The 23,307-nt window shown below is 70.1% G+C and carries 23 protein-coding genes; 16 read left to right on the top strand and 7 right to left on the bottom strand.

What is annotated here, in order from left to right; genetic code table 11:
* Positions 1-46: 46 nt before the first annotated feature.
* Positions 47-1,006 (bottom strand): zinc-binding dehydrogenase, encoded by a 960-nt coding sequence (locus ACFP3V_RS13990; protein WP_380583309.1) that lies wholly within the window; start codon positions 1,004-1,006, stop codon positions 47-49.
* A gap of 101 nt (positions 1,007-1,107) precedes the next feature.
* On the bottom strand, positions 1,108-2,304 hold the full coding sequence (locus ACFP3V_RS13985) for an NAD(P)-dependent malic enzyme (protein ID WP_380583308.1): 1,197 nt from the start codon (positions 2,302-2,304) through the stop codon (positions 1,108-1,110).
* Positions 2,305-2,699: 395 nt separating this feature from the next.
* On the opposite strand from ACFP3V_RS13985, the gene ACFP3V_RS13980 reads away from it, so the two are divergent.
* The 5 genes from ACFP3V_RS13980 to ACFP3V_RS13960 all read left to right on the top strand — a co-directional run bounded on the left by ACFP3V_RS13980 (position 2,700) and on the right by ACFP3V_RS13960 (position 6,763).
* Positions 2,700-3,638 carry an ABC transporter substrate-binding protein gene (locus ACFP3V_RS13980; protein WP_380583307.1) on the top strand — a complete coding sequence of 313 codons (939 nt, stop codon included), beginning with the start codon at positions 2,700-2,702 and terminating at the stop codon, positions 3,636-3,638.
* Positions 3,639-3,672: 34 nt separating this feature from the next.
* Positions 3,673-4,626 (top strand): amino acid ABC transporter permease, encoded by a 954-nt coding sequence (locus ACFP3V_RS13975; RefSeq protein WP_380583306.1) that lies wholly within the window; start codon positions 3,673-3,675, stop codon positions 4,624-4,626.
* A complete protein-coding gene (locus tag ACFP3V_RS13970) occupies positions 4,623-5,387 on the top strand; it encodes an amino acid ABC transporter ATP-binding protein (RefSeq protein WP_380583305.1) in 765 nt (254 codons plus the stop codon). Before ACFP3V_RS13975 ends, ACFP3V_RS13970 begins: the two co-directional genes overlap by 4 nt.
* 153 nt (positions 5,388-5,540) lie before the next feature.
* Positions 5,541-6,119 carry a hypothetical protein gene (locus tag ACFP3V_RS13965; protein ID WP_380583304.1) on the top strand — a complete coding sequence of 193 codons (579 nt, stop codon included), beginning with the start codon at positions 5,541-5,543 and terminating at the stop codon, positions 6,117-6,119.
* Positions 6,120-6,178: 59 nt separating this feature from the next.
* Positions 6,179-6,763, top strand: coding sequence for a CGNR zinc finger domain-containing protein (locus ACFP3V_RS13960; protein WP_380583303.1), 585 nt, complete (start codon positions 6,179-6,181; stop codon positions 6,761-6,763).
* A 19-nt stretch (positions 6,764-6,782) separates the two neighbouring features.
* On the opposite strand, the gene sodX is transcribed toward ACFP3V_RS13960, so the two are convergent.
* Positions 6,783-7,247, bottom strand: coding sequence for a nickel-type superoxide dismutase maturation protease (sodX, locus tag ACFP3V_RS13955; RefSeq protein ID WP_380583316.1), 465 nt, complete (start codon positions 7,245-7,247; stop codon positions 6,783-6,785).
* Between the two features lie 408 nt (positions 7,248-7,655).
* Here sodX and sodN point away from each other — a divergent pair, with 408 nt between their 5' ends.
* Positions 7,656-8,051 carry a superoxide dismutase, Ni gene (gene sodN / locus ACFP3V_RS13950; RefSeq protein WP_380583302.1) on the top strand — a complete coding sequence of 132 codons (396 nt, stop codon included), beginning with the start codon at positions 7,656-7,658 and terminating at the stop codon, positions 8,049-8,051.
* Positions 8,052-8,209: 158 nt separating this feature from the next.
* On the opposite strand, the gene ACFP3V_RS13945 is transcribed toward sodN, so the two are convergent.
* Positions 8,210-9,814 (bottom strand): Na+/H+ antiporter, encoded by a 1,605-nt coding sequence (locus ACFP3V_RS13945; protein WP_380583301.1) that lies wholly within the window; start codon positions 9,812-9,814, stop codon positions 8,210-8,212.
* A 36-nt stretch (positions 9,815-9,850) separates the two neighbouring features.
* On the opposite strand from ACFP3V_RS13945, the gene ACFP3V_RS13940 reads away from it, so the two are divergent.
* The 4 genes from ACFP3V_RS13940 to ACFP3V_RS13925 all read left to right on the top strand — a co-directional run bounded on the left by ACFP3V_RS13940 (position 9,851) and on the right by ACFP3V_RS13925 (position 12,184).
* Positions 9,851-10,111 carry a UBP-type zinc finger domain-containing protein gene (locus ACFP3V_RS13940; protein ID WP_380583315.1) on the top strand — a complete coding sequence of 87 codons (261 nt, stop codon included), beginning with the start codon at positions 9,851-9,853 and terminating at the stop codon, positions 10,109-10,111.
* Between the two features lie 59 nt (positions 10,112-10,170).
* Complete coding sequence (locus ACFP3V_RS13935; RefSeq protein ID WP_380583300.1) at positions 10,171-10,644, top strand: GNAT family N-acetyltransferase; 474 nt, start codon at positions 10,171-10,173, stop codon at positions 10,642-10,644.
* Between the two features lie 166 nt (positions 10,645-10,810).
* Positions 10,811-11,224, top strand: coding sequence for an ATP-binding protein (locus ACFP3V_RS13930; RefSeq protein WP_380583299.1), 414 nt, complete (start codon positions 10,811-10,813; stop codon positions 11,222-11,224).
* 27 nt (positions 11,225-11,251) lie between these two features.
* The gene (locus ACFP3V_RS13925; RefSeq protein ID WP_380583298.1) at positions 11,252-12,184 is read left to right on the top strand and encodes an RNA polymerase sigma factor SigF; all 933 of its coding nucleotides are present in this window, start codon (positions 11,252-11,254) and stop codon (positions 12,182-12,184) included.
* Between the two features lie 213 nt (positions 12,185-12,397).
* Here ACFP3V_RS13925 and ACFP3V_RS13920 read toward each other — a convergent pair whose 3' ends face one another.
* Positions 12,398-12,817: a hypothetical protein gene (locus ACFP3V_RS13920; RefSeq protein WP_380583297.1), complete on the bottom strand. Its 420-nt coding sequence runs from the start codon at positions 12,815-12,817 to the stop codon at positions 12,398-12,400.
* A 56-nt stretch (positions 12,818-12,873) separates the two neighbouring features.
* On the opposite strand from ACFP3V_RS13920, the gene ACFP3V_RS13915 reads away from it, so the two are divergent.
* Both ACFP3V_RS13915 and ACFP3V_RS13910 read left to right on the top strand, forming a co-directional pair.
* A complete protein-coding gene (locus ACFP3V_RS13915) occupies positions 12,874-13,821 on the top strand; it encodes a diacylglycerol/lipid kinase family protein (protein ID WP_380583296.1) in 948 nt (315 codons plus the stop codon).
* A gap of 335 nt (positions 13,822-14,156) precedes the next feature.
* A complete protein-coding gene (locus tag ACFP3V_RS13910) occupies positions 14,157-14,408 on the top strand; it encodes a WhiB family transcriptional regulator (protein WP_030257455.1) in 252 nt (83 codons plus the stop codon).
* Between the two features lie 357 nt (positions 14,409-14,765).
* Here the strand turns inward: ACFP3V_RS13910 and ACFP3V_RS13905 are convergent, their stop codons facing one another.
* Positions 14,766-16,235, bottom strand: a complete 1,470-nt coding sequence (locus tag ACFP3V_RS13905; protein WP_380583295.1) for a sensor histidine kinase — start codon at positions 16,233-16,235, stop codon at positions 14,766-14,768.
* Positions 16,236-16,619: 384 nt separating this feature from the next.
* On the bottom strand, positions 16,620-17,837 hold the full coding sequence (locus tag ACFP3V_RS13900) for an extracellular solute-binding protein (RefSeq protein WP_380583294.1): 1,218 nt from the start codon (positions 17,835-17,837) through the stop codon (positions 16,620-16,622).
* Positions 17,838-18,308: 471 nt separating this feature from the next.
* Between ACFP3V_RS13900 and ACFP3V_RS13895 the strand changes: the two genes are divergently transcribed.
* The 4 genes from ACFP3V_RS13895 (at position 18,309) to ACFP3V_RS13880 (ending at position 23,271) form a co-directional block, all read left to right on the top strand.
* Entirely contained in the window at positions 18,309-19,634 is a 1,326-nt protein-coding gene (locus ACFP3V_RS13895; RefSeq protein WP_380583293.1) for an extracellular solute-binding protein, read from the top strand.
* Positions 19,635-19,750: 116 nt separating this feature from the next.
* Positions 19,751-20,737, top strand: a complete 987-nt coding sequence (locus ACFP3V_RS13890; protein WP_380583292.1) for a carbohydrate ABC transporter permease — start codon at positions 19,751-19,753, stop codon at positions 20,735-20,737.
* Entirely contained in the window at positions 20,737-21,645 is a 909-nt protein-coding gene (locus ACFP3V_RS13885) for a carbohydrate ABC transporter permease (protein ID WP_380583291.1), read from the top strand. The genes ACFP3V_RS13890 and ACFP3V_RS13885 overlap by 1 nt, the downstream gene beginning before the upstream one ends.
* A gap of 48 nt (positions 21,646-21,693) precedes the next feature.
* The gene (locus tag ACFP3V_RS13880) at positions 21,694-23,271 is read left to right on the top strand and encodes a glycoside hydrolase family 3 protein (RefSeq protein WP_380583290.1); all 1,578 of its coding nucleotides are present in this window, start codon (positions 21,694-21,696) and stop codon (positions 23,269-23,271) included.
* The last annotated feature ends 36 nt before the right edge of the window (positions 23,272-23,307 follow it).

Raw genomic sequence — 23,307 nt, 5'->3', positions numbered from 1 at the left:
TCCGCCGCGCACGTCTGCTGCCACGCGCCCCCGGGGCCGTTGCAACTCAGGGCCTGAGCACGAGCTTTCCGAAGACGTCGCCCTTTTCCATGCGGGCGAAGGCCTCACGCGCGTCCGACAGGGCGTACGTGGCGTCGATGGTCGGCCGGAGGCCGGTGTTCGCGCAGAGCGCCAGCAGGTCCGCCAGCTCGTCCTTGGTGCCCATCGTCGCGCCGACGACCCTCAGCTCCAGGAAGAAGATCCGCGTCAGTTCCGCGGGCGGGTTCGGACCGCTCGTCGCGCCCGAAATCACCAGCGTGCCACCGGGCTTGAGGGACTTGACGGAGTGCGCCCAGGTGGCCGCGCCGACCGTCTCCATCACCGCGTCCACCCGCTCCGGCAGGCGCGCGCCGCTGGGGAACCATGCGTCGGCGCCCATCGCGACCGCCCGCTCGCCCTTGGCCTCGTCGCGGGAGGTGACCCACACCCGCACGCCCGCCGCCTTCGCGAGGGCGATGACCGCCGTGGCGACGCCGCCGCCCGCGCCCTGCACGAGCACGGTCTGACCCGGCCTCACCCCGCCCTTGGTGAAGAGCATCCGGTACGCCGTCAGCCAGCTGGTCCCCAGGCAGGCCGCCTCCTCGAAGGAGAGCTCCTTCGGCTTCGGCAGCAGGTTCCACGTCGGGACCTTCGTCTTCTCCGCGAAGGTGCCCTGGTACTTCTCCGTGAGGATCGTCCGCGGCTCCTTCGGGCCGACGCCGTGGCCCGACAGGCCGACCACCGGGTACAGGACGACCTCGTTGCCGTCCTCGTCGACGCCCGCTCCGTCGCAGCCGAGGATCATCGGCAGGGCGCTCTCGGGCAGGCCGACGCCGCGCAGCGACCACAGGTCGTGGTGGTTCAGCGAGGCGGCCTTGACGGTCACCGTGCTCCAACCGGGAGCGGCCTCGGGCTCGGGAAGCTCACCGAGCTCGAGGCCGCTCAACGGGTCGTCAGGACTGATGCGGGCGGCATAGGCAGCAAACATGCTCCCGACCCTAGGACCGGGCGCCCGCCGCGGTGAAGCGCACCGCCGTGTGAGGAATCCGACGCGCCGTCAGGTTCCGCCCCCGGTTGACGCGGACCGGCTCACGCCCGGGCGACGCCCTCGGCGCGCGCCGCCGCGGCGACCGCAGCCGACACCGCGTCGGCCACGCCGGCGTCGAAGGGGCTCGGGATGACCTTCGCCGCCGAGAGCTCCGCGCCGACCAGCTCGGCCAGCGCGTCCGCAGCGGCGATCTTCATGCCCTCGGTGATCCGGGAGGCCCGCACCTGCAGCGCGCCCGCGAAGATGCCGGGGAAGGCGAGCACGTTGTTGATCTGGTTGGGGAAGTCGGACCGCCCGGTGGCCACGACGGCCGCGTACTTGTGGGCGACGTCCGGGTGGACCTCGGGGTTCGGGTTGGCCATCGCGAAGATGAAGCAGTCCTTGGCCATCTTCGCCACCGCCTGCTCCGGCACCGTGCCGCCCGACACGCCGATGAAGACGTCCGCGCCCTCCAGCACGTCGGAGAGCGAGCCGGTCAGCCCGCCACGGTTGGTGAGTTCGGCGATCTCGCGCTTGACGTCCGTCAGGTCGGTGCGGCCGACGTGCAGCACGCCCTTGCGGTCGCACAGCGCCACGTCGCCGATGCCGGCCCCGATGAGGATCTTGGCGATGGCGATGCCCGCCGCGCCCGCGCCGGAGATGACGGCACGCAGCTCGCCGAGCTGACGGCCGGTCAGCTTCGCGGCGTTGCGCAGCGCGGCCAGGGTGACCACGGCGGTGCCGTGCTGGTCGTCGTGGAACACCGGGATGTCCAGGGCCTCCTGGAGCCGGCGTTCGATCTCGAAGCAGCGCGGGGCGGAGATGTCCTCCAGGTTCACTCCACCGAAGGACGGCGCCAACCGGACCACGGTTTCCACGATCTCGTCCGTGTCCTTGGTCGCCAGCGCGATCGGGACCGCGTCCACGTCGCCGAACTGCTTGAAGAGGATGGCCTTGCCCTCCATCACCGGCAGCGAGGCCTCAGGACCGATGTCGCCCAGGCCGAGCACGGCGGTGCCGTCGGTGACCACCGCGACGACCTTGGACTTCCAGGTGTAGTCGTTGACCAGTTCGGGCTTCTCGGCGATCGCGGTGCACACGCGGGCGACGCCGGGGGTGTAGGCGAGGGACAGGTCGTCGGCATCGCGCACCGGGACGGTCGCACGGACCTCCATCTTGCCGCCGCGGTGGAGGGCGAAGGCGGGATCGAAGGCGTCCTGGTCGTCCAGATGTCCGGTACTGATGATCTCGGCTGCCACGAGGACCTCTTTGTCGTCGATCAATGAGGCGACCACGACAACGCGCGACCGCCCCTGAGGGTTGGGGTGATGCGGACCTCGACACTAATCGGGACGAAGCTGCCCGTGCTTCGTCCTTTTCCTCCAGTCCGCACAAGAGGAAAGGAGCTTATGGCCGGAAAAGAGGAGTGACAGCTCCGGATCCTGGTTGCTCGGCTTCCGGTCCGACACGCCCGCGGATCGGTCCCGATCCGATGGCCTGCTCAAACGACGGGGGTCACCCGTTATGCGATTTTGACACATGGTTGGCAGCGAACGTGAGCGGGGCAGTGGCAAGATTCGGTCTCATTCAGAGCTGATCGTTCTGCACAACGGTGTGCAAGACCCTCCCCCACCGGCATCAGGAGAGAACTCGCATGGCACACACCCTCACCTCCCGGCTGACGGCGACCGGCGCGGTCGTCGCCGCCGGCGCGCTTCTGCTGACCGGCTGTGGCAGCTCCAAGATCAGCGGCAACTCCGGTGCGGCGCCCAACGCCTCCGCCTCGGTGTCCGCGGTCACCGCCGACCCCAGCCTCGCCGCGATGGTCCCGGCCGCCCTGAAGTCCAAGGGCACGGTCACCATCGCCACCGACTCCACCTACGCCCCGGCCGAGTTCAAGGACGCGTCGGGCAAGATCGTCGGCTTCGACATCGACCTGGGCGACGCGATCTTCGCCAAGCTGGGCCTGAAGACCACCTGGCAGTCGGCCGACTTCGGTTCGATCATCGGCGGCATCGCGGCCAAGAAGTACGACCTCAGCCTCTCCTCCTTCACCGACACGAAGGAGCGCGAGAAGACGATCGACCTGGTCCAGTACTACGCCGCCGGTGAGGCCATCGCGACGCTCGCGGGCAACCCGGACAAGGTGCCGAGCACCGCCAACGACCTGTGCGGTTTCAAGGTCGCGGTGCAGACCAACACCACCGAGTCGGACGAGATCAAGAACACCATCAACCCGGGCTGCAAGAAGGCCGGCAAGCCCGAGATCCCCAACAACGGCGACCAGTTCGACGCCCAGTCGGACGCCACCAGCGCCCTCATCTCCAAGCGCGACCAGGCGATGCTCGCCGACTCCCCGGTGGTCGACTACGCCGTCAAGCAGAACAGCTCGCTGATGAAGCTCGGCGAGAACTACAACGTCGCCCCCTACGGCATCGCGCTGCCCAAGGGCACCCAGCTGACCCAGGCCGTCCAGGCCGCCGTCAAGGCGCTGATCCAGGACGGCACCTACGGCCAGATCCTCAACAAGTGGGGCGTCCAGTCCGGCGCCATCACCGCCGACAAGGTCCTGATCAACGCCGCCGCGAGCTGACCCGCCCGCCCGAAACACCCGAAGGCGTAGAGAAGTGACTACCCCTCAGGACACCCGTCCCGAGGTGCCCGGGACGCCGGGACGGCCGGAGGAGATCCGCGCCGTCCCCGTCCGGCACCCCGGCCGCTGGGTCGCCGTCGTCGTCATCGCCGTCCTGTTCGCGCAGTGCCTGCACCTGGTGCTGACCAACAAGGACCTGCACTGGGACGTCGTCGGCCAGATCTTCACCTATCCGACCGTCATCCACGGCCTGTACCGGACACTGCTACTGACCGTGCTGGCGATGGCGATCGGCATCGTCGGCGGCATCCTGCTCGCCGTCATGCGCCTGTCGCACAACCCGGTGCTGTCCACCGTCAGTTGGGTGTACATCTGGGTCTTCCGCGGCACGCCGGTGCTGGTCCAGCTTTTCTTCTGGAACTTCCTCGGCGCGATCATCCCGAACGTCGGCATCGGCGTCCCCTTCGGCCCGACCTTCGCCCACTGGAGCTACAACAGCCTGGTGGGCCTGTTCACCGCGGCCACCCTGGGGCTCGGTCTCAACGAGGCCGCGTACTTCGCCGAGATCGTCCGGGCGGGCATCCTCTCCGTGGACGAGGGGCAGTCCGAGGCCGCCGCCTCCCTCGGCCTGACTCGGGGTCAGACGCTGTGGCGCATCGTGCTGCCACAGGCCATGCGGGTGATCATCCCGCCCGCGGGCAACGAGACCATCTCCATGCTGAAGACCACCTCGCTGGTGAGCGCCATCGCCCTGGAGGACCTCACCCGCGCCGCCCTGGACATCGGCAACCGCACCCTGTACATCATTCCGGCGCTGATCGCGGCCAGCCTCTGGTACCTGCTGGTCACCTCCGTCCTCTCGGTCGGCCAGTACTACATCGAGCGCTACTACGCCCGCGGGTCCAACCGCGCGCTGCCGCCGACGCCGATCCAGAAGGTCCGGGCCCAGCTGGCCGGACTGCGCAAGCCGGGAGGTGCCGTCCGATGACCGAGCCCATGGTCCGCGCCGAGCAGGTGCACAAGGCGTACGGCACGGTCGAGGTGCTCAAGGGCATCGACCTGCAGGTGCAGCGCGGGGAGGTGTTCTGCCTGGTCGGCCCGTCCGGCTCGGGCAAGTCGACCTTCCTGCGGTGCATCAACCACCTGGAGAAGATCAACGCCGGCCGGCTCTACGTGGACGGCGACCTCGTCGGCTACACGGAGAAGGGCGGCAAGCTCCACGAGCTCAAGGACCGCGAGGTCGCCCGCAAGCGCCGCGACATCGGCATGGTCTTCCAGCGATTCAACCTGTTCCCGCACATGACCGCGCTGGAGAACATCACCGAGGCCCCGGTCAAGGTCAAGGGCCGCTCCAAGGCGGACGCCAGGGGCCAGGCCATGGAGCTGCTGGAGCGTGTGGGCCTGGCCGACAAGGCGCAGAACTACCCGTCCCAGCTCTCCGGTGGCCAGCAGCAGCGCGTGGCCATCGCCCGGGCGCTGGCGATGGAGCCCAAGCTGATGCTCTTCGACGAGCCCACCTCGGCGCTCGACCCGGAGCTGGTGGGTGACGTCCTGGACGTCATGCGGCAGTTGGCCGAGGACGGCATGACGATGATCGTGGTCACCCACGAGATGGGCTTCGCCCGCGAGGTGGGCGACGCGCTGGTGTTCATGGACGGCGGCGTGGTCGTCGAGTCCGGGCACCCGCGCGAGGTGCTCACCAACCCGCAGCACGAGCGCACCCGCGCCTTCCTGTCGAAGGTGCTGTGACGCCGTAACGGAATCGGGACGGCATAACCCGTACGGTCGGTCCCCCCCTGTGGTCTGATGGGCAGTCAGGCCGTCAGACCACAGGGGGGACCGATGGGGGCCGACTCACCGAGACGGCGTACGGGGCGTCAAATCGCCCTCGTAGCGCTGCTGTTGGGCGCACTGGCGGGGTGCTCCTCCGCCGCGGGAGCACCGGTCGCCTCCGGCGCGGGGGCGTCGGCCTCCGCGGCCGGCTCCGGCCCGGGCTCCGGTTCCGGGGCGGGTTCGGGCGGGGACGCCGGGACTCCCTCCACCCAGGCCACCGCGTCCGGCTCGCCGCTGCCGCAGCCGACGGCCACCCGTCCGGTCAAGCCGCCGACCGAGCCGACCTCCAAGGCGTCCGCCACCGGCCCCGGCGGGCAGCCGTGCAAGGACCTGCCCGCCGGCTACAGCGCCTACGCGCGGCTCACCCGGGCCTGGACCTCCGGCGGCCGGCACCTGCTGGCGCTGACCTTCGAGGAGTGCACCTTCACGCCGCTGGACCGGCAGGGCGTGCACTACACCCCGGTGGGCGGCAGGCGCACCCTGACCGTGCGTCCGGACGCGGTGGTGCAGGTGCTCCGCAACGGCACCCAGCTCGCCCCGGTGCCCTTCGCACACTTCTCCGTCAGCGCGATGGGGCGGCCGTACTACTACGTCCGGCTGGACGCGTCCGGGGCTGTCGCGGGCATCCAGCAGATCTACCACCCCTGAACCGACTGCCGTCGTAATACCCTGGTAGCCCTGCATCCGTTACGTCGTGAGGAATCACCGTGGAACTCACCTCCTACGCGGACTTCGCGGTCAGGCTGGTGAACACCGAGGAACCGGACCGCGGAAAGGACGCGCTGCACACCCTCGACGACGTCCGTCGGCTGTTCAGCCCCGGCGGGCGCGGGGGACGCATCGCCGACGAGTCGGACGTGCCGCGGCTGCGCGGCGTCCGCGCCCGGCTGCGCGAGGTCTTCGAGTCCGCCGCCGGCGGCGACCAGACCCGCGCGGTGAACCTGCTCAACGAGCTGCTCATCGAGTACCCGGTCAGCCCGATCATCTCCGGGCACGGGTACCTGGACGACCAGGGCCGCCCGCAGTGGCACATGCACCTGGCCGAGAACGCCCCCACGGCGACGGCGCTCTACGCCGCCTGCGCCGGCATGGGCCTGGCGGTGCACCTGACCGAGCACGGCGTCGAACGCCTGGGCATCTGCCAGGCCGCGCCGTGCCGCAACGCCTACCTGGACACCTCGACCAACCGCTCCCGGCGCTACTGCTCCGACCGCTGCGCCACCAGGGCGAACGTCGCGGCCTACCGCGCCCGCAAGCGCGAGGAGGCGGCAGCCGCCGCGGCGGCCTCCTAGGCCCAGGGCCTGTCCGGCCCTAGCGCCCGCCCAGCCGCAGCGCGGCGTTGCGGGGCAGCAGGCGCAGCGCCCCGGACCACCAGCGGGCCGGGGCCAGCCAGGCGGGCCTCGGCCCGATCCGGCAGAGGACCCGGCCGAGCACGAGCTCCTCCGGGACCGGGCCGTAGTCCCGGCTGTCGCTCTCGACGTGGGGGTTGTCGGACAGCAGCCACCAACCGCCGTCCCGGCGCTCGACGGCCCGCTTCACGACCAGCAGGTCCTGCCGCAGGGGGTGCTTCGCGACGACGACGGCCCCGGGGCGGACGCGGGCGCCGTAATGGCAGAGCAGACGGTCACCGTGCATGAGGGTGGGGACCATTGACGGCCCGTCAACGTCCACGACGCCCAGCCGGCCGTGGATGTGGCCGCCCTCCGGCGGCTCCTGCAACGGCAGCGCCGGCTCCTCCCAGCGCGCGCCCCGCCCCGTCGCCTCGACGTCACCCATCTGCTCCGCCCGTTCCGCTCGTTGCATCCGTGTCGCGTCTCCCCGCTGACTCCATCTTCACCCCCCGCGTCCGGAAGTCCACCCTCCCCCGCCATTCTCGCTCCGCCGGCCCCTTCAGGGGCGGGAGGTGCCCCCACCGCGAGCAACCCACCCCCCAGGGAGGTCCCGTCCTGCACAGGGGGTCGGACCTCCCCGGTGCGGGGCCGGTCGCGGTGGCGGCACCTCCCGCCCGAAGGGTGGGGGCACCTCCCGCCCGAAGGGGTGGGGATCCTCGCGCCCCTGCCGGGGCCCCGGCGGAGGCTCGGCAATTGGTCCTAGGACCCGGCTCGGGGGCGGGGGTAGGCGGGTTCAAGGGCCGCGTCGGCGGTAATGTGCTCCTCGGGAAGACGATCACAGGAAAGGACTCCCATGTTCTCTCGTCTGTTTGCTCCGCGGGTGACCGCGCACGCCCACTGCGACCTGCCCTGCGGCGTCTACGACCCGGCCCAGGCGCGCATCGAGGCCGAGTCCGTCAAGGCCGTCCAGGAGAAGATGGCCGGCAACGACGACCCGCACTACCAGGCTCGGGCCACCGTCATCAAGGAGCAGCGCGCCGAGCTGGCCAAGCACCACGTCTCGGTGCTGTGGAGCGACTACTTCAAGGCCCCGCACTTCGAGAAGTACCCGCAGCTGCACCAGCTGGTGAACGACACCCTCAAGGCGCTGTCCGCCGCCAAGGCCTCGACCGACCCGGCGACGGGCCAGAAGGCGCTGGACCTCATCGCCGAGATCGACAAGATCTTCTGGGAGACCAAGAAGGCCTGATCGACCATCAGACCTGAGGTACCCGGCAGCTGAGGTACCCCCGCACGACCCGGTCGCACCCGGTCAGCCCCGCTCCGCCGTACCCGGAGCCCGGTTGACCGGGTGCGGCGCTTTCCCGGCGTGCTCCGGTCGCCCGTCCTGCGGCAACTAGCCGTCCGCTACTCGTCCTGGTGGGCCACCAGGGCCTCCTCCAGGTCGAGTTGGTGCACCAGGCGGCGGTAGAGCTCGTCGTCGATCCGGCCGGAGTCCCGCAGCTCCACGAAGGTCTGCCGCTCGGTGTCGATGGCCTCGCGCCCCAGGCGGCGGTAGACGGCGTCCGCCGACTCGCCGGTGTCGTCGCTGACGGGGGCGCCGAGCCGCTCCCAGACGCCGTTGCGCCTGCGGTCCATGACCCGGCGCAGCCGCTCCTCCAGCGGGCCGGGGAGCTGGTTCGCGGGGTCCTCCAGCAGTTCGTCCAGCCGCTTCTCCGCCGCGTCCGAGGCGTCGTGCTGGGCCTGGGCCTCGATCAGGATCTCCCGCTGCGGGTCGCGCTGCGGCAGCGGCAGCAGACGGACCAGCTTGGGCAGGGTCACGCCGTGGATCAGCAGGGTGCCGATGACCACCACGAAGGTCAGATAGAGGATCAAGTCCCGGTCCGGGAACGGCGATCCGTCGTGCACGGTCTCCGGGATGGAGAAGGCGACCGCCATGGAGACCACCCCGCGCATCGCGGCCCAGCCGACGATGACCGGGCGGGTCCAGTCGGGCATCTGCTCCCTCCGGCGGACCCGTCTGCTCACCAGGAAGGGCAGATAGGTCGCGGGCCAGACCCACACCGCCCGGAAGCCGATCACCGCCGCCAGGATCAGCACGGCCCAGCCGAAGAGCTGCGCCGCCGAGTAGTTGCTGCCCAGCGCCCGCAGCACGACCGGCAGTTGCAGGCCGATCAGGGCGAAGACGACGGACTCCAGGACGAAGGAGACCATCGTCCAGACGGCGTCCTCCTGCAGCCGCAGCGCGAAGTCGACCTGGTAGGCGTAGTGGCCCAGGTAGAGGCCGACCACGACGACGGCGATCACACCGGACGCCTCGAAGGCCTCCGCCGCGCCGTAGGCGACGAAGGGGACCAGCAGCGAGAAGGTGTTCAGCAGCAGCGGGTCGGACAGCTTGGTGCGCAGCCGTCCGAGCGGCCACATCAGCACCACGCCGACGGCCGTGCCGCCGAGGGCGGCGAGCAGGAAGTGGCCCACCGCGGTGCCCCAGGAGAAGCCCTCCCCGACCGCCGCGGCCAGGGCGACCCGGTAGGCGGTGATCGCCGTGGCGTCGTTGGCCAGGCTCTCGCCCTGCAGGATGGTGACGATCCGTCGGGGCAGCCCGACCCGGCGGGCGACCGCGGTCGCGGCGACCGCGTCCGGCGGGGCCACCACGGCGCCGAGCACGAAGGCGGCCGGCAGCGGCAGACCGGGGACCACGGCGTGCATCACCAGGCCGACGGCGACGGTGCTGAACAGCACGTAACCGACGGAGAGCAGGGCGACCGGCCGCAGGTTCCGCTTCAGGCTGCTGAGCGAGCTGTCCAGCGCCGAGGTGTAGAGCAGCGGCGGCAGCACCAGCGGCAGCACGACCTCCGGCTTGATCGTGTAGTTCGGCACTCCGGGGATGTACGACACCCCGAGCCCGACGACGACCAGCAGCAGCGGCGCGGACAGCTGGTAGCGCCGGGCCACGCCGGCCACCGCGGCGCTTCCGGCGACCAACGGGAGCAGGGCGCTGGTAGCGCTCATCGGGTCCTCCCTCCGTAGGCTTGCCGCATGTCAGCCATGCGCGCCTGCGAGCATCTTGCCGGTCTTCCCTCCCCCGAGCCCGCACCCTGCGGCGAGACCTGCCCGGAGTGCCTGGCCACCGGCCAGCACCCGGTCCAGTTGCGCCTCTGCCTGGTCTGCGGGCACGTGGGGTGCTGCGACTCCTCCCCGGGCCGGCATGCCACGCTGCACGCCAAGGAGACCGGTCATCCGGTCATGCGGAGCTTCGAGCCGGGCGAGACCTGGCGCTGGTGCTACGAGGACGCCCGGCTGGTCTGACGCCGGATCACCGGCCTCCGGCGGGCCATCATGTCAGTCCGGCGGCATAGGCTGCAGCCATGATCCGAGCCGCCGTCCCCGCCGACGTCCCCGTCATCCATGCCCTGATCCGCGAACTGGCCGACTACGAACGGTCCTTGCCCGAGGCCAAGGCCACCGTGGAGCAGCTGGACGCCGCCCTGTTCGGGCCGCATCCGGCCGTGTTCGCCCACGTCGCGGAGGACGAGGCGAGCGGCGAGGTGGTCGGCTTCGCCCTCTGGTTCCGGAACTTCTCCACCTGGACCGGGACCCACGGCATCTACCTGGAGGACCTCTACGTCAAGCCCGGGCTCCGCGGCTCCGGCCACGGCCGCGCGCTGCTGCAGACGCTGGCCCGGCTGTGCGTCGAGCGGGGCTACGGCCGCCTGGAGTGGTCGGTGCTGGACTGGAACGAGCCCTCGATCGGCTTCTACAAGTCCTTGGGGGCGGAACCCATGGACGAGTGGACCGTCTTCCGGCTCTCCGGGAACGCGCTCGCCGCCCTGGGCAGTTGAACAGGTGTCAGCCGCTGGTCATCCCCCTTGCCACGCTGTGCGACCGAAGCCTTACGATGGGTAGCCATTCGTCAGGAGCTTGCCGGACGGGCGACACCGCCCGCACGATCGCGGTAGCGTCACCCGGGCACGCACCAGAGCACTAACCAGTAGTACGGAGGTGAGGGTGTCCCAGTTCGACGGCGAACCCGACGCACAGGACTTCGTCGAGGTCCGGCTCCCTGCCGCGGGCGCCTATCTCTCGGTTCTGCGCACCGCGACGGCCGGCCTGGCGGCCCGGCTGGACTTCACCCTGGACGAGATCGAGGATCTGCGGATCGCGGTGGACGAGGCCTGCGCCATCCTGCTCCAGCAGGCGGTGCCCGGCTCGGTCCTCAGCTGCGTCTTCCGCCTGGTCGGCGACTCACTGCGGGTGACCGTCTCGGCTCCCACCACCGACGGCCGCGCTCCGGAGCGCGACACCTTCGCGTGGACGGTGCTCTCGGCACTGGCCGGCGAGGTCGACTCCACCGTGGCGCCGGACAAGACGGTTTCCATCAGCCTGCACAAGAAGCGCGGCGCCGGTCCCGGCCAGCCGTGACCGGAAGAGACGGAGCGGGGGTTCGCCGTGGAAGAACTGACGACCAAGGCGTCGGTGCCCGCCCAGGCGGGCGAGCAGCCCAGCGAGCAGACGGAGGCAGGCTTGGCCGCTGAGGGGACGAGCGAGCAGCGGGAGCCGGAGGGCCAGGCCATCGCGCCCTGGGGCCCGGGCGACAAGCTGCCCGTGACCCACCGCCAGCACGGTGCGCCCGACCGTGAGGCCGCCCGGGCGCTCTTCGTCCGCCTGGCGACGCTGCCCGAGGGCGACCCGGAGCGGGTGGAGCTGCGCAACCAACTCGTGCGCATGCACATCCCGCTGGTCGAGCACCTGGCCCGGCGCTTCCGCAACCGCGGCGAGCCCCTGGACGACCTGACGCAGGTCGCCACCATCGGCCTGATCAAGTCGGTCGACCGGTTCGACCCGGAGCGGGGGGTGGAGTTCTCCACCTACGCGACGCCGACCATCGTCGGCGAGATCAAGCGCCACTTCCGCGACAAGGGCTGGGCGGTCCGGGTGCCGCGCCGCCTCCAGGAGCTGCGGCTGTCGCTGACGACGGCCACGAGCGAGCTCTCGCAGCGGCACGGGCGCTCGCCGACCGTGCACGAACTGGCCGAGCACCTGGGCATCTCCGAGGAGGAGGTCCTGGAGGGCCTGGAGTCCGCCAACGCGTACAGCACGCTGTCGCTGGACGTCCCGGACACTGACGACGAGTCACCTGCCGTGGCGGACACGCTCGGTGCGGAGGACGACGCGCTGGAGGGCGTGGAGTACCGGGAGTCGCTCAAGCCCCTGCTGGCTCAGTTGCCGCAGCGGGAGCAGCGGATCCTGGTGCTGCGGTTCTTCCGCAACATGACGCAGTCGCAGATCGCCGCCGAGGTGGGCATCTCCCAGATGCACGTCTCCCGCCTCCTGGCCCGGACACTCGCCCAACTCCGCGAGAAGCTCCTGATCGAGGAGTAAGCCCCACGCCCCAGAAGCCCTTTGGGGGCGAGGCCGCAGACATGTGCGGCTGCGGCACGTGGGCGCGAGCGACCCACCACCCACAGAGGTTCGTCCCTGACCGCGGGTCGGACCTCCCCGGGGGGTGGGTCGCTCGCGGTGGGCACCTCCCGCCGTGGGGGCACCCCCGGCCGAAGGCTGGGGGAGGGTGCGCGATCCTCGCGCCCCTCAGGGCTACCGCGCCGTTGGCCAGAGGACGGCGGTGGTCCTCGGGTGCAGCAGCAGCACCGCGCCCGCCACGCCGAAGACGCCGATCGCCGCGCCCAGCGCGGCCTCCGCGCCGCCGTTGGGCCACATGAAGTAGGTCACCGCGAGGCAGAGGGTGTCCACCAGGACGGCCGGGCTGCGGCCCCAACGCTTCACCTGCAGCAGGGCGCGGCCGGCCAGCAGCGGCAGCAAGCCCATCAGCACCAGCAGCGCGCCCGCGAACTCGGTCATGCCGACGCCCGTCTTCGTGTGGCTGACCAGTCCGTTGACCATCACGTACAGGCCGTAGGCCACGATCACGACGCCCTGAGCCAGCGAGAAGGACGCGCCCGTGGTCAGGGTCCAGGGGCGGTGGGGGGCCGGGGCGGTGGTCATCTCAGCGGTCACGACCCCAGGCTAGTCCCTCCCTGTCCGGGTACCTGCCGGTAGGTAAGCTGAGGCTCATGCGTGCCCTCCTGGTCGTCAACCCGAAGGCCACCACCACCAGCGGCCGGACCCGGGACGTGCTCACCCACGCCCTCGCCAACGAGCTGAAGCTGGACGTGGCTCACACCGAGTACCGGGGTCACGCCCGCGACCTCGCCCGGGAGGCCGCAGCGGTCGGCACCGTGGACCTGGTGGTCGCCCTCGGCGGCGACGGCACCGTCAACGAGGTCGTCAACGGCCTTCTGTACCACGGGCCTTCGGCCGAACTGCCGCGGCTGGCGGTCGTCCCCGGGGGCAGTACGAACGTCTTCGCCCGGGCTCTCGGGCTGCCCAACGACCCGGTCGAGGCGACCGGACAGCTGCTGGACGCGCTGAAGGCGGGCCGCGAGCGGGTGGTCGGCCTCGGCCTCGCCGGTGGTGAGGGGCTGCCGGACCGCTGGTTCACCTTCACGGCGGGCTTCGGCTTCGACGCCGGGGTGGTCGGCCGGGTGGAGCAGTCCCGGCGGAACGGCCAGCGTTCGACGCACGCTCTCTACGTCGGTCAGGCGATCCGCGCCTTCTTCGGGGAGCGCGGCCACCGCCGCCACGGGCCGATCACGCTGTCGATGCCCGGCCAGGAGAACGTCACCGGCCTCACCCTGTCGATAGTCTCCAACACCTCTCCCTGGACCTACCTGGGCAATCGCCCCGTCTACGCCTCCCCCGAGGCGAGTTTCGACACCGCGCTCGACCTCTTCGGGACCACCGGTCTGTCACTCGTTCAGACCCTGCGGACGATCCCCCAGCTCCTCGACTCGTCCGGGGCCGGCCCGCATGGCAAACACGTGGTCGCCTACCACGATCTGCCCGAGTTCACCTTGCATTCAGAGGAATCGCTCCCGTTCCAGGTGGACGGCGACCATCTTGGAGAGCGAAACACCATCAGCTTCACAGGCGTACCACGGGCACTGCGTGTGATTGTGTGAACGCAAGGGCCCTTCGGCCTTGTTCTCGAACCCGCGAGCGGCTTCACTCCGTAGAAGTACAGGGTGTGAGCCAAGCGACACCGAGGATTCAAAATTTCCTACCCGAAGGGGGTTGTATCCGAGGTCGAGGTTTGCGAACCTTTACATGGCGATCGGGACGGCCCGTCACAGGAGCCGCCTGAGTCGCCCGAATCCACGCAACGCCGCGAGCACCCGAGTGCCGACCTGCCCGTCGGCCCTGTGCCTGCCACCGGGTTCGTGAAAGCGTTCACATTCACAAGCTGCCATTGACGCAGGTGGGGAACCCTCCACCGCTTTAGAGGAGTTGGACAACCATGGACTGGCGCCACCGCGCTGTCTGCCGGGAAGAGGACCCCGAGCTGTTCTTCCCGATCGGCAACACCGGGCCTGCGCTGCTCCAGATTGAGGAGGCGAAGGCCGTGTGCCGTCGCTGCCCCGTCATGGAGAGCTGTCTGCAGTGGGCCCTGGAGACCGGCCAGGATGCCGGCGTCTGGGGTGGCATGAGCGAGGACGAGCGTCGTGCGATGAAGCGTCGCGCCGCCCGCAACCGCGCCCGCACCGCCTGAGCTGACGTACGACGACGGACACGCTCCGTCACCAAGCACCTCCTGATCAGCCCTTGATCGAGTGCCGGACCACCGCAAGAAGTACAAGTCGGGCACTTTCCGAAGCAACGCATACCCAGCGTGTTGCTCATCGTCCTGCAGAGTTTGATACCGTCAGGAACGAGGGGCAGCCGCGAGTGCGAAAACCGCGGGAGCTGGCTACCCCGCATCAGAGCCCCTGCTCCGGCCGACTCCCCCCGACGGCCGGAGCAGGCTTGAGAGGCCCTGCCGACCCTCCCCCCCGGTCGGCAGGGCCTCGCTTCTGTCTGCCCGCGCCGTGGCTCCCGCATCGGGCGCGGGGCCGGCGCCGAGCTTCCGTCAGTTCCCTTCCCCCAGCGGGATCCTGAGCCCGACGCAGGTGCCGCCCGCCGGGACGGCGGTCATGTCGAAGGTGCCGCCCAACTCCCCCACCACGAGGGTCCGCACGATCTGCAGGCCCAGGTTGCCGGCGGTCTGCGGGTCGAAGCCCTCGGGCAGGCCGCGGCCGTCGTCGGCCACCTCGACCAGCAGGTCCTCGCCCTCACGGGCGGCCGTGACCTGCACCACACCCCCGGCCTTGGGGCCGTAGGCGTGCTCGAGGGCGTTCTGCAGCACCTCGGTCAGCACCATCGACAGGGGCGTCGCGACCTCGGCCGAGAGGATGCCGAAGCTGCCGCTCCGGCGCGCGGTCACCCGGCCGTCCTGGGAGAGCTCCATCACCATGGCCAGCACCCGGTCGGCGATCTCGTCGAAGGCGACGTGCTCGTCCAGCGCCATGGAGAGGGTCTCGTGGACGATGGCGATCGAGCCGACGCGGCGCACCGCCTCGTCGAGGGCGGCCCGCGCGGAGTCGGAGTCCATCCGGCGGGACTGCAGCCGCAGCAGCGCGGCGACCGTCTGCAGGTTGTTCTTCACCCGGTGGTGGATCTCCCGGATGGTGGCGTCCTTGGTCATCAACTCGCGCTCACGCCGCCGCAGTTCGGTGACGTCGCGGAGCAGCACCAGGCTGCCGATGTGCTCGCCCTTGGGGCGCAGCGGAATCGCGCGGAGCTGGACCACCGCGTCCGGCGTCTCCACCTCCGTCTGCCGCGGCGCCCAGCCGCTGGCGAGCTTCACCAGTGCCTCGTCCACGGGGCCGCGGCTGGGCGGGATCAGATCGGTGGTGGTCTTGCCGAGGTGCAGCCCGACCAGGTCGGCGGCGAGGCCGAGCCGGTGGTAGGCGGAGAGCGCGTTGGGGCTGGCGTAGGTGACGATGCCGTCGGCGTCCAGCCGGAGCAGGCCGTCGCCGGCGCGGGGGCTGGCGTCCATGTCGACCTGCTCGCCCGGGAAGGGGAAGGCGCCGTTGGCGATCATCTGGGCCAGGTCGGAGGCGCTCTGAAGGTACGTCAGCTCCAGTCGGCTGGGCGTGCGGACGGTGAGCAGGTTGGTGTTCCGGGCGATGACGCCGAGCACCCGGCCCTCGCGGCGGACGGGTATGGACTCGACGCGCACCGGGACGTCCTCGCGCCACTCGGGGTCGCCTTCCCTGACGATCCGGCCCTCGTCGAGGGCTATGTCGAGCAGCGGCCGGCGTCCGCGCGGCACGAGGTGGCCGACCATGTCGTCCTGGTAGGAGGTGGGGCCGGTGTTGGGCCGCATCTGGGCGAGCGAGACGTAGCGGGTGCCGTCCCGGGTGGGGACCCAGAGGACCAGGTCGGCGAAGGAGAGGTCGGAGAGCAGCTGCCACTCGGAGACCAGCAGGTGGATCCACTCGACGTCGGCGGGCTCCAGCGAGGTGTGATGGCGCACCAGCTCGTTCAGGGAAGGCATGTCCCGAGCGTATCCGTCCAGGTCGGCCCTGTTCCTCCCGAGTTCCCCGAACGGGTCGCGGTCACGTCGGCACGAATTGGCCCAGTGGTCTGGACAACCGGGATTGGTCTAGTCCACAATCGACTCAGCACCAAGGAACGGCACCGAAGACGCGCTATCTGCCCTGACCGCGCGGCGGCCGTTCCCACCGTCGGCGGTTCGTTCCTCCATCGCCTTCGCGGGACCGCACACCCGCGCGGGGCAGGACGGACGCGCCAGGCCGACGAAGCCTCGGGCCGTGGCGGCCAGAGCGGGTTGAGGGTCCCGCTCCGGCCCCCGGCCCGTTGTGCTTTCCCCCGCCGACGGCGAGGACGCCTGCACCCGCCCCTCGCGGGGCGGGGACCGCTACTGCCAGCTGAGCCGGTCCGAGAGGACCGCGTTCGCGGCTTCCGCCCCCTGGGCCGCGCTGACCTTGCCCTGGAGGTAGGGGGTGAGGAACTTGGTCACGATGGGGTTGGGGGACGCCTCGACGTTGCCCCACGTCGGCACCAGCGGGGTGTAGCCGGCCTCGTCGATCGCCTGGGCCGCCGCCTGACCGTAGGGGTTCGCCTTCAGGGCGGACACCAGCGAGGCGCGGTTCGGCAGGAAGCCGGACGCCTTCGCGAACAGCGCCTCGTTGCGGTCGTCCAGCGCGATCTTCAGGAACCCGATGGCCAGCTCCTTCTGACGGGTGTTCAGCGCCACGCCGAGGTTCGAACCGCCCAGGAAGGTCGCGGCCGGCTTGTCCGCCGTCCTGCCCGGGATCGGGAACCAGCCGAGCTTGCCGGCCAGCTTCGGGTTCTTCTTGACGGCCTCCTCCCCCTCCCAGCCCATCGCGATCATCGAGGCGATGTCGCCCTGGGCGAAGCGGTCGGCCTGGATGGGGTGGGCCTCGTCCTGGTCCTTGGGGGCGTTCCCGTAGGACTGGAGCTGCTTGAAGAACTGCACCGCCCGGATCGCCGCCGGCGTCTCGAGGTTGCCGGTCCAGGTGCCGGAGGCGGTGTCCTTCTTCACCAACTGGGCGCCCTCGTCCTGGAGGAAGCCGTCGAAGGCGTACCAGTTCTGCCCGGGCAGCCACAGCGCCGAGGAGACGCCGGCGGTGTTCTGCAGCTTCGACAGGTCGGACAGCCACTGGGCCCGGGTCTTGGGGACGGAGGTGAGCCCGGCCTTGGCCCACAGGTCCTTGTTGTAGAGGACGACTCGGTTGCCGGCGTACCAGGGGGCGGCGTACTGCTTGCCCTGGTAGAGCGTGGACTTGTTCATCGACTCGGTCCACTGCCTCCTGCCCAGCTCGTCCAGGTAGGGGCCGAGGTCGAGCAGGCCGCCGGTGGAGGCGTAGTAGGAGGTCTGGGTGTTGCCGATGTCCACCACGTCCGGCGGGTCGACCGAGGCCAGGGCGATGCTCAGGTTCTGCTGGATGCCACTCCACTGCTGCACCTGGAAGCTGACGTCCGCGCCCGGATAGGCCTTCTGGAAGTCGGCGCGGACGCTGTCCATCCACTGCTGCTGGTCGTCGCCCTGCATGATCCAGACGGTGAGCGTGTGGCCGTTGTAGTTGGCCGGTCCGGAACTCTTGGCAGCCACGAGGCCGCAGCCCGAGNGCGGCGGCGGCGGTGCCCCCCCCCGACGAGAGCCGACGCATCGATGAGTCTCCCTGCTGGAGGATCCTGCCTGGGCCTCGGAATGGACTGGACCAGTGCGCGGGAGTCTGGTCTGGACCTTAAAGACCGGTCAAGGTCGTTGCCGAAAGAGGACCCGAGCCGTTACCGGCTCGAAACCAGTAGTCCCGGAAGCTGGTTACGCCCGTTTCATCCCCATGCGTTCACCTGCGGATCAAGCATTGGTAACGGCTTGAACGCTTCCGCCGAGAGCCCTTGACGCCCCTCATTGGTCCATGCCAATCTCCGAGCACTGGTCTACACCAATCAGGTGGCTGCGTCGGAGAGTTGAGGCGCACGCCCTCCCATTGAGCACTCTCACATTCGGCACGGTCAAGGCTCAGGACATTCTCCGCGGTCTCCGGTGCCACCTTCTCGCCATCCTCAGGAGGATGTTTTGAAGCGCAAGATTGCCGCGGCAGCCGCGCTCGCCACTGTGCTGACGGCCGCCGCATGCTCCTCTTCTTCCAGCGGCAGCGGCACCAAGTCCCAGGCCCTCCTGTCGACGGACGGCAAGGGCAAGACCGTCACCGTCTGGCTCATGCAGGACGCGCAGAAGGGCTGGCCGGACGTCGTCAACGCGGCGGTCAAGCAGTTCAAGGACGAGACCGGCGCCGAAGTCAAGATCGAGTGGCAGAACTGGCCGAACTACGGCACCAAGCTGGACACCGCACTGCTCTCCGGCAACGCCCCCGACGCCCTGGAGCTGGGCAACACCCAGACCGGCAAGTACATCGCGTCCGGTGCCTTCGTCGACCTGACCTCCGTCAAGTCGAAGTTCGACAACTCCGCCCAGTGGCTCGACTCGCTGGCCGCCTCCGGTGAGAGCGCCGACCACAGCAAGACCTACGCCATCCCCTACTACGCGGGCGTCCGTACGGTCCTGTACCGCAAGGACCTCTTCGCCGCCGCCGGCGTGACCAGCACCCCGAAGACCCTGGACGAGTTCAAGACCGACCTGGACAAGGTCAAGGCCAAGAACGCCAACGTCCCCAACTTCTCCGCGCTCTACCTGCCGGGCAAGAACTGGTACGCCGCCCTCTCCTTCGGCGCCGCGTACATGAGCGACCCGTCCAAGGTGATCGCCTCCTCCGACGGCTCCAAGTGGACCGGCACCCTGACCGACCCCGGCTTCGTCAAGGGCATCCAGACCTGGGACGACTTCCAGAAGAACTACTCGGTCGGCGGCACCACGGTCGACGAGTCCGACCAGGACGCCCGCATGGCCAAGGGCAACATCGCGGCCATCGTCGCCAACGGCTGGGAGCTCAGCTCGGTCATCGACCCCAAGGTGGGCGACCCGAAGCTGGCCGACAAGCTCGGCACCTTCGCGCTTCCGGGCGCCACCGCCGACTCCCCGGCGCCGGCCTTCCTCGGCGGCTCCGACCTGGCCGTCCCGACCCACGCCGCCAACCCGGGCCTGGGCGCGGAGTTCCTGCGCATCTTCACCAACACCGCGCAGCAGACGGCGCTGGCGAAGTTCGCCATCCCGAACAACAAGACCCTGCTCTCCGCCTACAAGGCCGCTTCCCCGGCCAACGAGGCGGCGGCCAACGCGGCCGGCGGCAAGACCTGGTTCATCCCGAACTCCCCGTTCTGGAGCCAGACCTCCGACGAGGTCGCGCTGCAGACCGCGCTGAGCGACATCGCCACCGGCAAGGACGTGACCTCCGAGCTGACCACCGCTCAGACCACCATCCTGACCGACATCAACGCGGGCTGACCCTCCCGTAGCGAGTAGGACTCCGGGCGGCCGGTGGCTCGTCCACCGGCCGCCCTGCCCCTGTGTGCGGAAGCACCGCGCCATCCAGACCCTGCAGGCTCCGGGGAAGGACCCTGATGAGTGCGACAGTAACCGACCGGCCCTCCTCGAGCGACGGTCCTCAGGCGACAACTCCCAAGCCCCGCAAGGCAAGAGGCGCCAACGCACGCGAGACGTACATCCCGTACCTGCTGATCATCCCCGCTGCGCTGGTGATGGTCGGCGTCCTCGGATACCCGCTCTACAACCTGATCGACCTGGCCTTCAAGAACGTCAACAGCTACGTGCTGCTGAGCATGCCGACGATGGTGAAGTACATCGGCTTCGACGGCTTCACCACCGTGCTCGGCAGCGGCGAGTTCTGGCAGGTCGTCTGGCGCACCGTCATCTTCACGGCCGAGGTGGTCGTCGCCTCGATGGCGATCTCGCTGGCGATGGCGGCCCTGCTGCAGCGGGTCTCCTCCTGGGTGAAGGTCACCGTGGTCACCGTGCTGATGTTCGTCTGGGCCATCCCGGCGATCGTCACCGGCACCGTGTTCCGCTGGATCTTCGCCAACACCGGCGGCGTCGCGGACTACATCGTCTACCTCTTCGGCGGCGGCAGGAAGTGGCTGAACCACGACTGGTTCGCCAACCAGAGCACCGGCCTGTACTTCGTCTGCGCCGTCGCCGTCGTCTGGGGGGCGCTGCCGTTCCTGGTGATCGGCCTCAACGCGGCGATGACCCAGGTGCCCAAGGAGCTCATCGAGGCGTCGAAGATCGACGGAGCCTCGCCCTGGCAGAGCTTCCGCCACGTCACCATCCCGGTGATCCGCCCCTTCCTGATCCTCAGCGCGGCGCTCAGCTTCATCTGGGACTTCCAGTGCTTCGGGCAGATCTGGTCGCTGCGCCAGAACTCCCCCGAGCCCGGCTACCGGGTCATGGGCATCTACCTGTACATGCAGGGCTTCGCCAGTTCGCACTACAGCCGGAGCTCGGTCATCTCCATCTCGATGATCCTGCTGATGCTGGCCGTCCTGGTGTTCTACATCCGCCAGGTCATCAAGATCGGAGAGCAGGACTGATGGCGACCCAGACCGAGCCGATCCCGGCCACGCCGGCGCAGGCCCTCCGCAGGTCCAGGAACGACGACGCCGTCGGGCGCCGGCGCTGGATGACCCCGGTGTGGAACACCATCGCCCTCGGCTTCGCCGCGGTGATGGGCTTCCCGCTCTACTGGATGGTCATCACCACGGTGAAGTCCAACCACGACCTGCTGACCGCCAACCCGACCTTCTGGCCGACGCACATCAGCTGGAGCGCTTTCCAGACCGTCTTCGACGACGGCAACTTCCTGCCGACGCTGCGCAACACCGCCGTGATCACCCTGGGCTCGGTGCTCATGGGCCTGGTCGTGGGCTTCCTTGGCGCGGTGGCCGTGGCCCGCTTCCGGTTCCGCGGCCGGAACTTCTTCATCGTCAGCATGCTGGTGGTGCAGATGGTCCCGCTGCTGGCGCTGGTCATCCCGATGTACTTCATCCTGACCAAGGTGCACCTGTACGACGCCATGTTCGGCGTGATGCTGGCCTACCTGGTCTTCACCATCCCCTACGTGGTCTGGACGCTGCGCTCGTTCATCGTCAACATCCCGGCCGAGCTGGACGAGGCGGCGATGGTGGACGGCTGCACCCGCTGGGGCGCCTTCGTCCGCGTGATCCTGCCGCTGACCGTCCCCGGACTGGTGACCACCGGCATCTACTGCTGGATCCAGGCGTGGAACGAGTTCGTCATCGCCAACACCATGCTGTCCAGCAACAACAAGCAGACCTCGATGGTGTGGCTGACCGGCTTCTCCGCCTCGCCCACCCACGGTGCCGACTACGGCGCCCAGATGGCCGGAGCCCTGCTCATCTCGCTGCCGGTGATCATCCTCTTCGTCCTCTTCCAGAAGCGCGTCGCATCCGGCCTCACGGCCGGCGCCGTCAAGGGCTGACCAGCCGTCACCATCCGCTTCTGCCCTGAGAGCCGCAAGGAAGGACCCATGACGAACCCCGGCCCGGACACCGCCCAGCTACTGCGCGACGCCGGCGCGGTGCTCCAGCCAGGCTTCACCGGCCTCACGGCACCCGGCTGGGTGCGACGCCGCCTGGAGGCAGGCGAACTCGGCGGCGTCGCGCTCTTCGGCCGCAACATCCGCGACCGCGACCAGGTCGCCGCGCTGACCGCGTCGATGTACGCGCTCAACCCCGACCTGCTGGTCGCCACCGACGAGGAGGGCGGCGACGTCACCCGCCTCGAGGTGGTCACCGGCTCCTCCTACCCGGGCAACCTGGCGCTCGGGGCGGTGGACGACACCGAGCTGACCGAGGGCGTCGCCCGGGCCATCGGGGTCGACCTGGCCGCGGCGGGCATCAATCTCAACTACGCGCCGGACGCCGACGTCAACACCAACCCGGACAATCCGGTGATCGGGGTCCGCTCGTTCGGCGGCGACGGCCAGCTGGCGGCTCGTCACACCGCCTCCTACGTCCGGGGGTTGCAGTCGGCCGGCGTGGCGGCCTGCGCGAAGCACTTCCCCGGCCACGGGGACACCGCCGCCGACTCCCACCTCGGCCTGCCGCGGATCGACCTGCCGCTGGACGTGTTCAGCGAGCATCTGGCCCCGTTCCGCGCGGCCGTCGCGGCGGGCGTGAAGTCGATCATGACGGCGCACATCCTCTTCCCGGCCTACGACCCGGACCTGCCCGCCACCATGAGCCGGGCGATCCTGACCGACCTGCTCCGCAAGGAGCTCGGCTACGACGGGCTGATCGTCACCGACGGCATCGAGATGGGCGCCATCTCCGGCACGCACGGCATCGCCGAGGGCACGGTCAAGGCCATCGCCTGCGGCGCGGACACCATCTGCGTCGGCGGCGGCCTCCAGGACGAGGCGACCTTCCTCTACCTGCGCGACGCGCTGCTGTGGGCGGTGCGCGAGGGCCGGCTGCCGGAGGAGCGGCTGCACGAAGCGGCCGAGCGCAACCGGGCCGTGGCCCGGTGGTCCCGGGAGGTGCGGGCCGGATCGGCCCCCGAGGTGACCCGGGGCATCGGGCTGACCGCGGCCCGGCGGGCGCTGCGCGTGCGCGGGGAACTCCTCCCGCTCAAGGGCGTTCCGCACGTGGTCGAGTTCTCCCCCGCCGCCAACATCGCCGTCGGCGACGAGACGCCGTGGGGCGTGGCCGGCCCGCTGGGCCGGCTGATCCCGGGCACCACGGTGACCCGGGTCTGCGCTCCCGCCTCCCAGGTGGAAGGCCTGGGCCTGCTGCGGATGGCGGTGGACAGCGCGGACGGCGTCGTCGACACCGCGCCCCTGCTCGGCGCGGCGGTGAGCCGCCCCCTCGTCCTGGTGGTCCGCGACCTGCACCGCCACGAGTGGATGAAGCGTGCCGCACTGGAGTTGACGGCCGTCCGCCCGGATGCGGTGGTCGTGGAGATCGGCACGGCCTACGGCGTGGAGGAGGTCTTCGCGGACCGGGGCGTCACCGTGCTCACCACCTTCGGCGGCTCGCGGGTCTGCAGCCAGGCCGCGGCCGAGGCCCTGGCGGGTCCCGGCGCCGCAGTTTCGCAGGTCGCCTGAGCGCCGCCGGGCGAAGGCGCAGCCGCCCTCGGGGGC

Source organism: Streptacidiphilus monticola (genome assembly GCF_042658505.1).
In the GTDB taxonomy this organism is placed as follows: domain Bacteria; phylum Actinomycetota; class Actinomycetes; order Streptomycetales; family Streptomycetaceae; genus Streptacidiphilus; species Streptacidiphilus monticola.
The sequence above is the reverse complement of the archived record's forward strand: the minus strand, read 5'-3'. Positions and strand labels throughout refer to the sequence as shown.

Coding starts and splice junctions, on each gene's coding strand:
- ACFP3V_RS13905 (WP_380583295.1), bottom strand. CDS start 16,235: ATGCCTTCCCTGAACGAGCTGGTGCGCCATCACACCTCGCTGGAGCCC.
- ACFP3V_RS13915 (WP_380583296.1), top strand. CDS start 12,874: ATGCGTGCCCTCCTGGTCGTCAACCCGAAGGCCACCACCACCAGCGGC.
- ACFP3V_RS13880 (WP_380583290.1), top strand. CDS start 21,694: ATGACGAACCCCGGCCCGGACACCGCCCAGCTACTGCGCGACGCCGGC.
- ACFP3V_RS13885 (WP_380583291.1), top strand. CDS start 20,737: ATGGCGACCCAGACCGAGCCGATCCCGGCCACGCCGGCGCAGGCCCTC.
- ACFP3V_RS13910 (WP_030257455.1), top strand. CDS start 14,157: ATGGACTGGCGCCACCGCGCTGTCTGCCGGGAAGAGGACCCCGAGCTG.
- ACFP3V_RS13990 (WP_380583309.1), bottom strand. CDS start 1,006: ATGTTTGCTGCCTATGCCGCCCGCATCAGTCCTGACGACCCGTTGAGC.
- ACFP3V_RS13945 (WP_380583301.1), bottom strand. CDS start 9,814: ATGAGCGCTACCAGCGCCCTGCTCCCGTTGGTCGCCGGAAGCGCCGCG.
- ACFP3V_RS13935 (WP_380583300.1), top strand. CDS start 10,171: ATGATCCGAGCCGCCGTCCCCGCCGACGTCCCCGTCATCCATGCCCTG.
- ACFP3V_RS13890 (WP_380583292.1), top strand. CDS start 19,751: ATGAGTGCGACAGTAACCGACCGGCCCTCCTCGAGCGACGGTCCTCAG.
- ACFP3V_RS13940 (WP_380583315.1), top strand. CDS start 9,851: ATGCGCGCCTGCGAGCATCTTGCCGGTCTTCCCTCCCCCGAGCCCGCA.
- ACFP3V_RS13980 (WP_380583307.1), top strand. CDS start 2,700: ATGGCACACACCCTCACCTCCCGGCTGACGGCGACCGGCGCGGTCGTC.
- ACFP3V_RS13970 (WP_380583305.1), top strand. CDS start 4,623: ATGACCGAGCCCATGGTCCGCGCCGAGCAGGTGCACAAGGCGTACGGC.
- sodX (WP_380583316.1), bottom strand. CDS start 7,247: ATGGGTGACGTCGAGGCGACGGGGCGGGGCGCGCGCTGGGAGGAGCCG.
- sodN (WP_380583302.1), top strand. CDS start 7,656: ATGTTCTCTCGTCTGTTTGCTCCGCGGGTGACCGCGCACGCCCACTGC.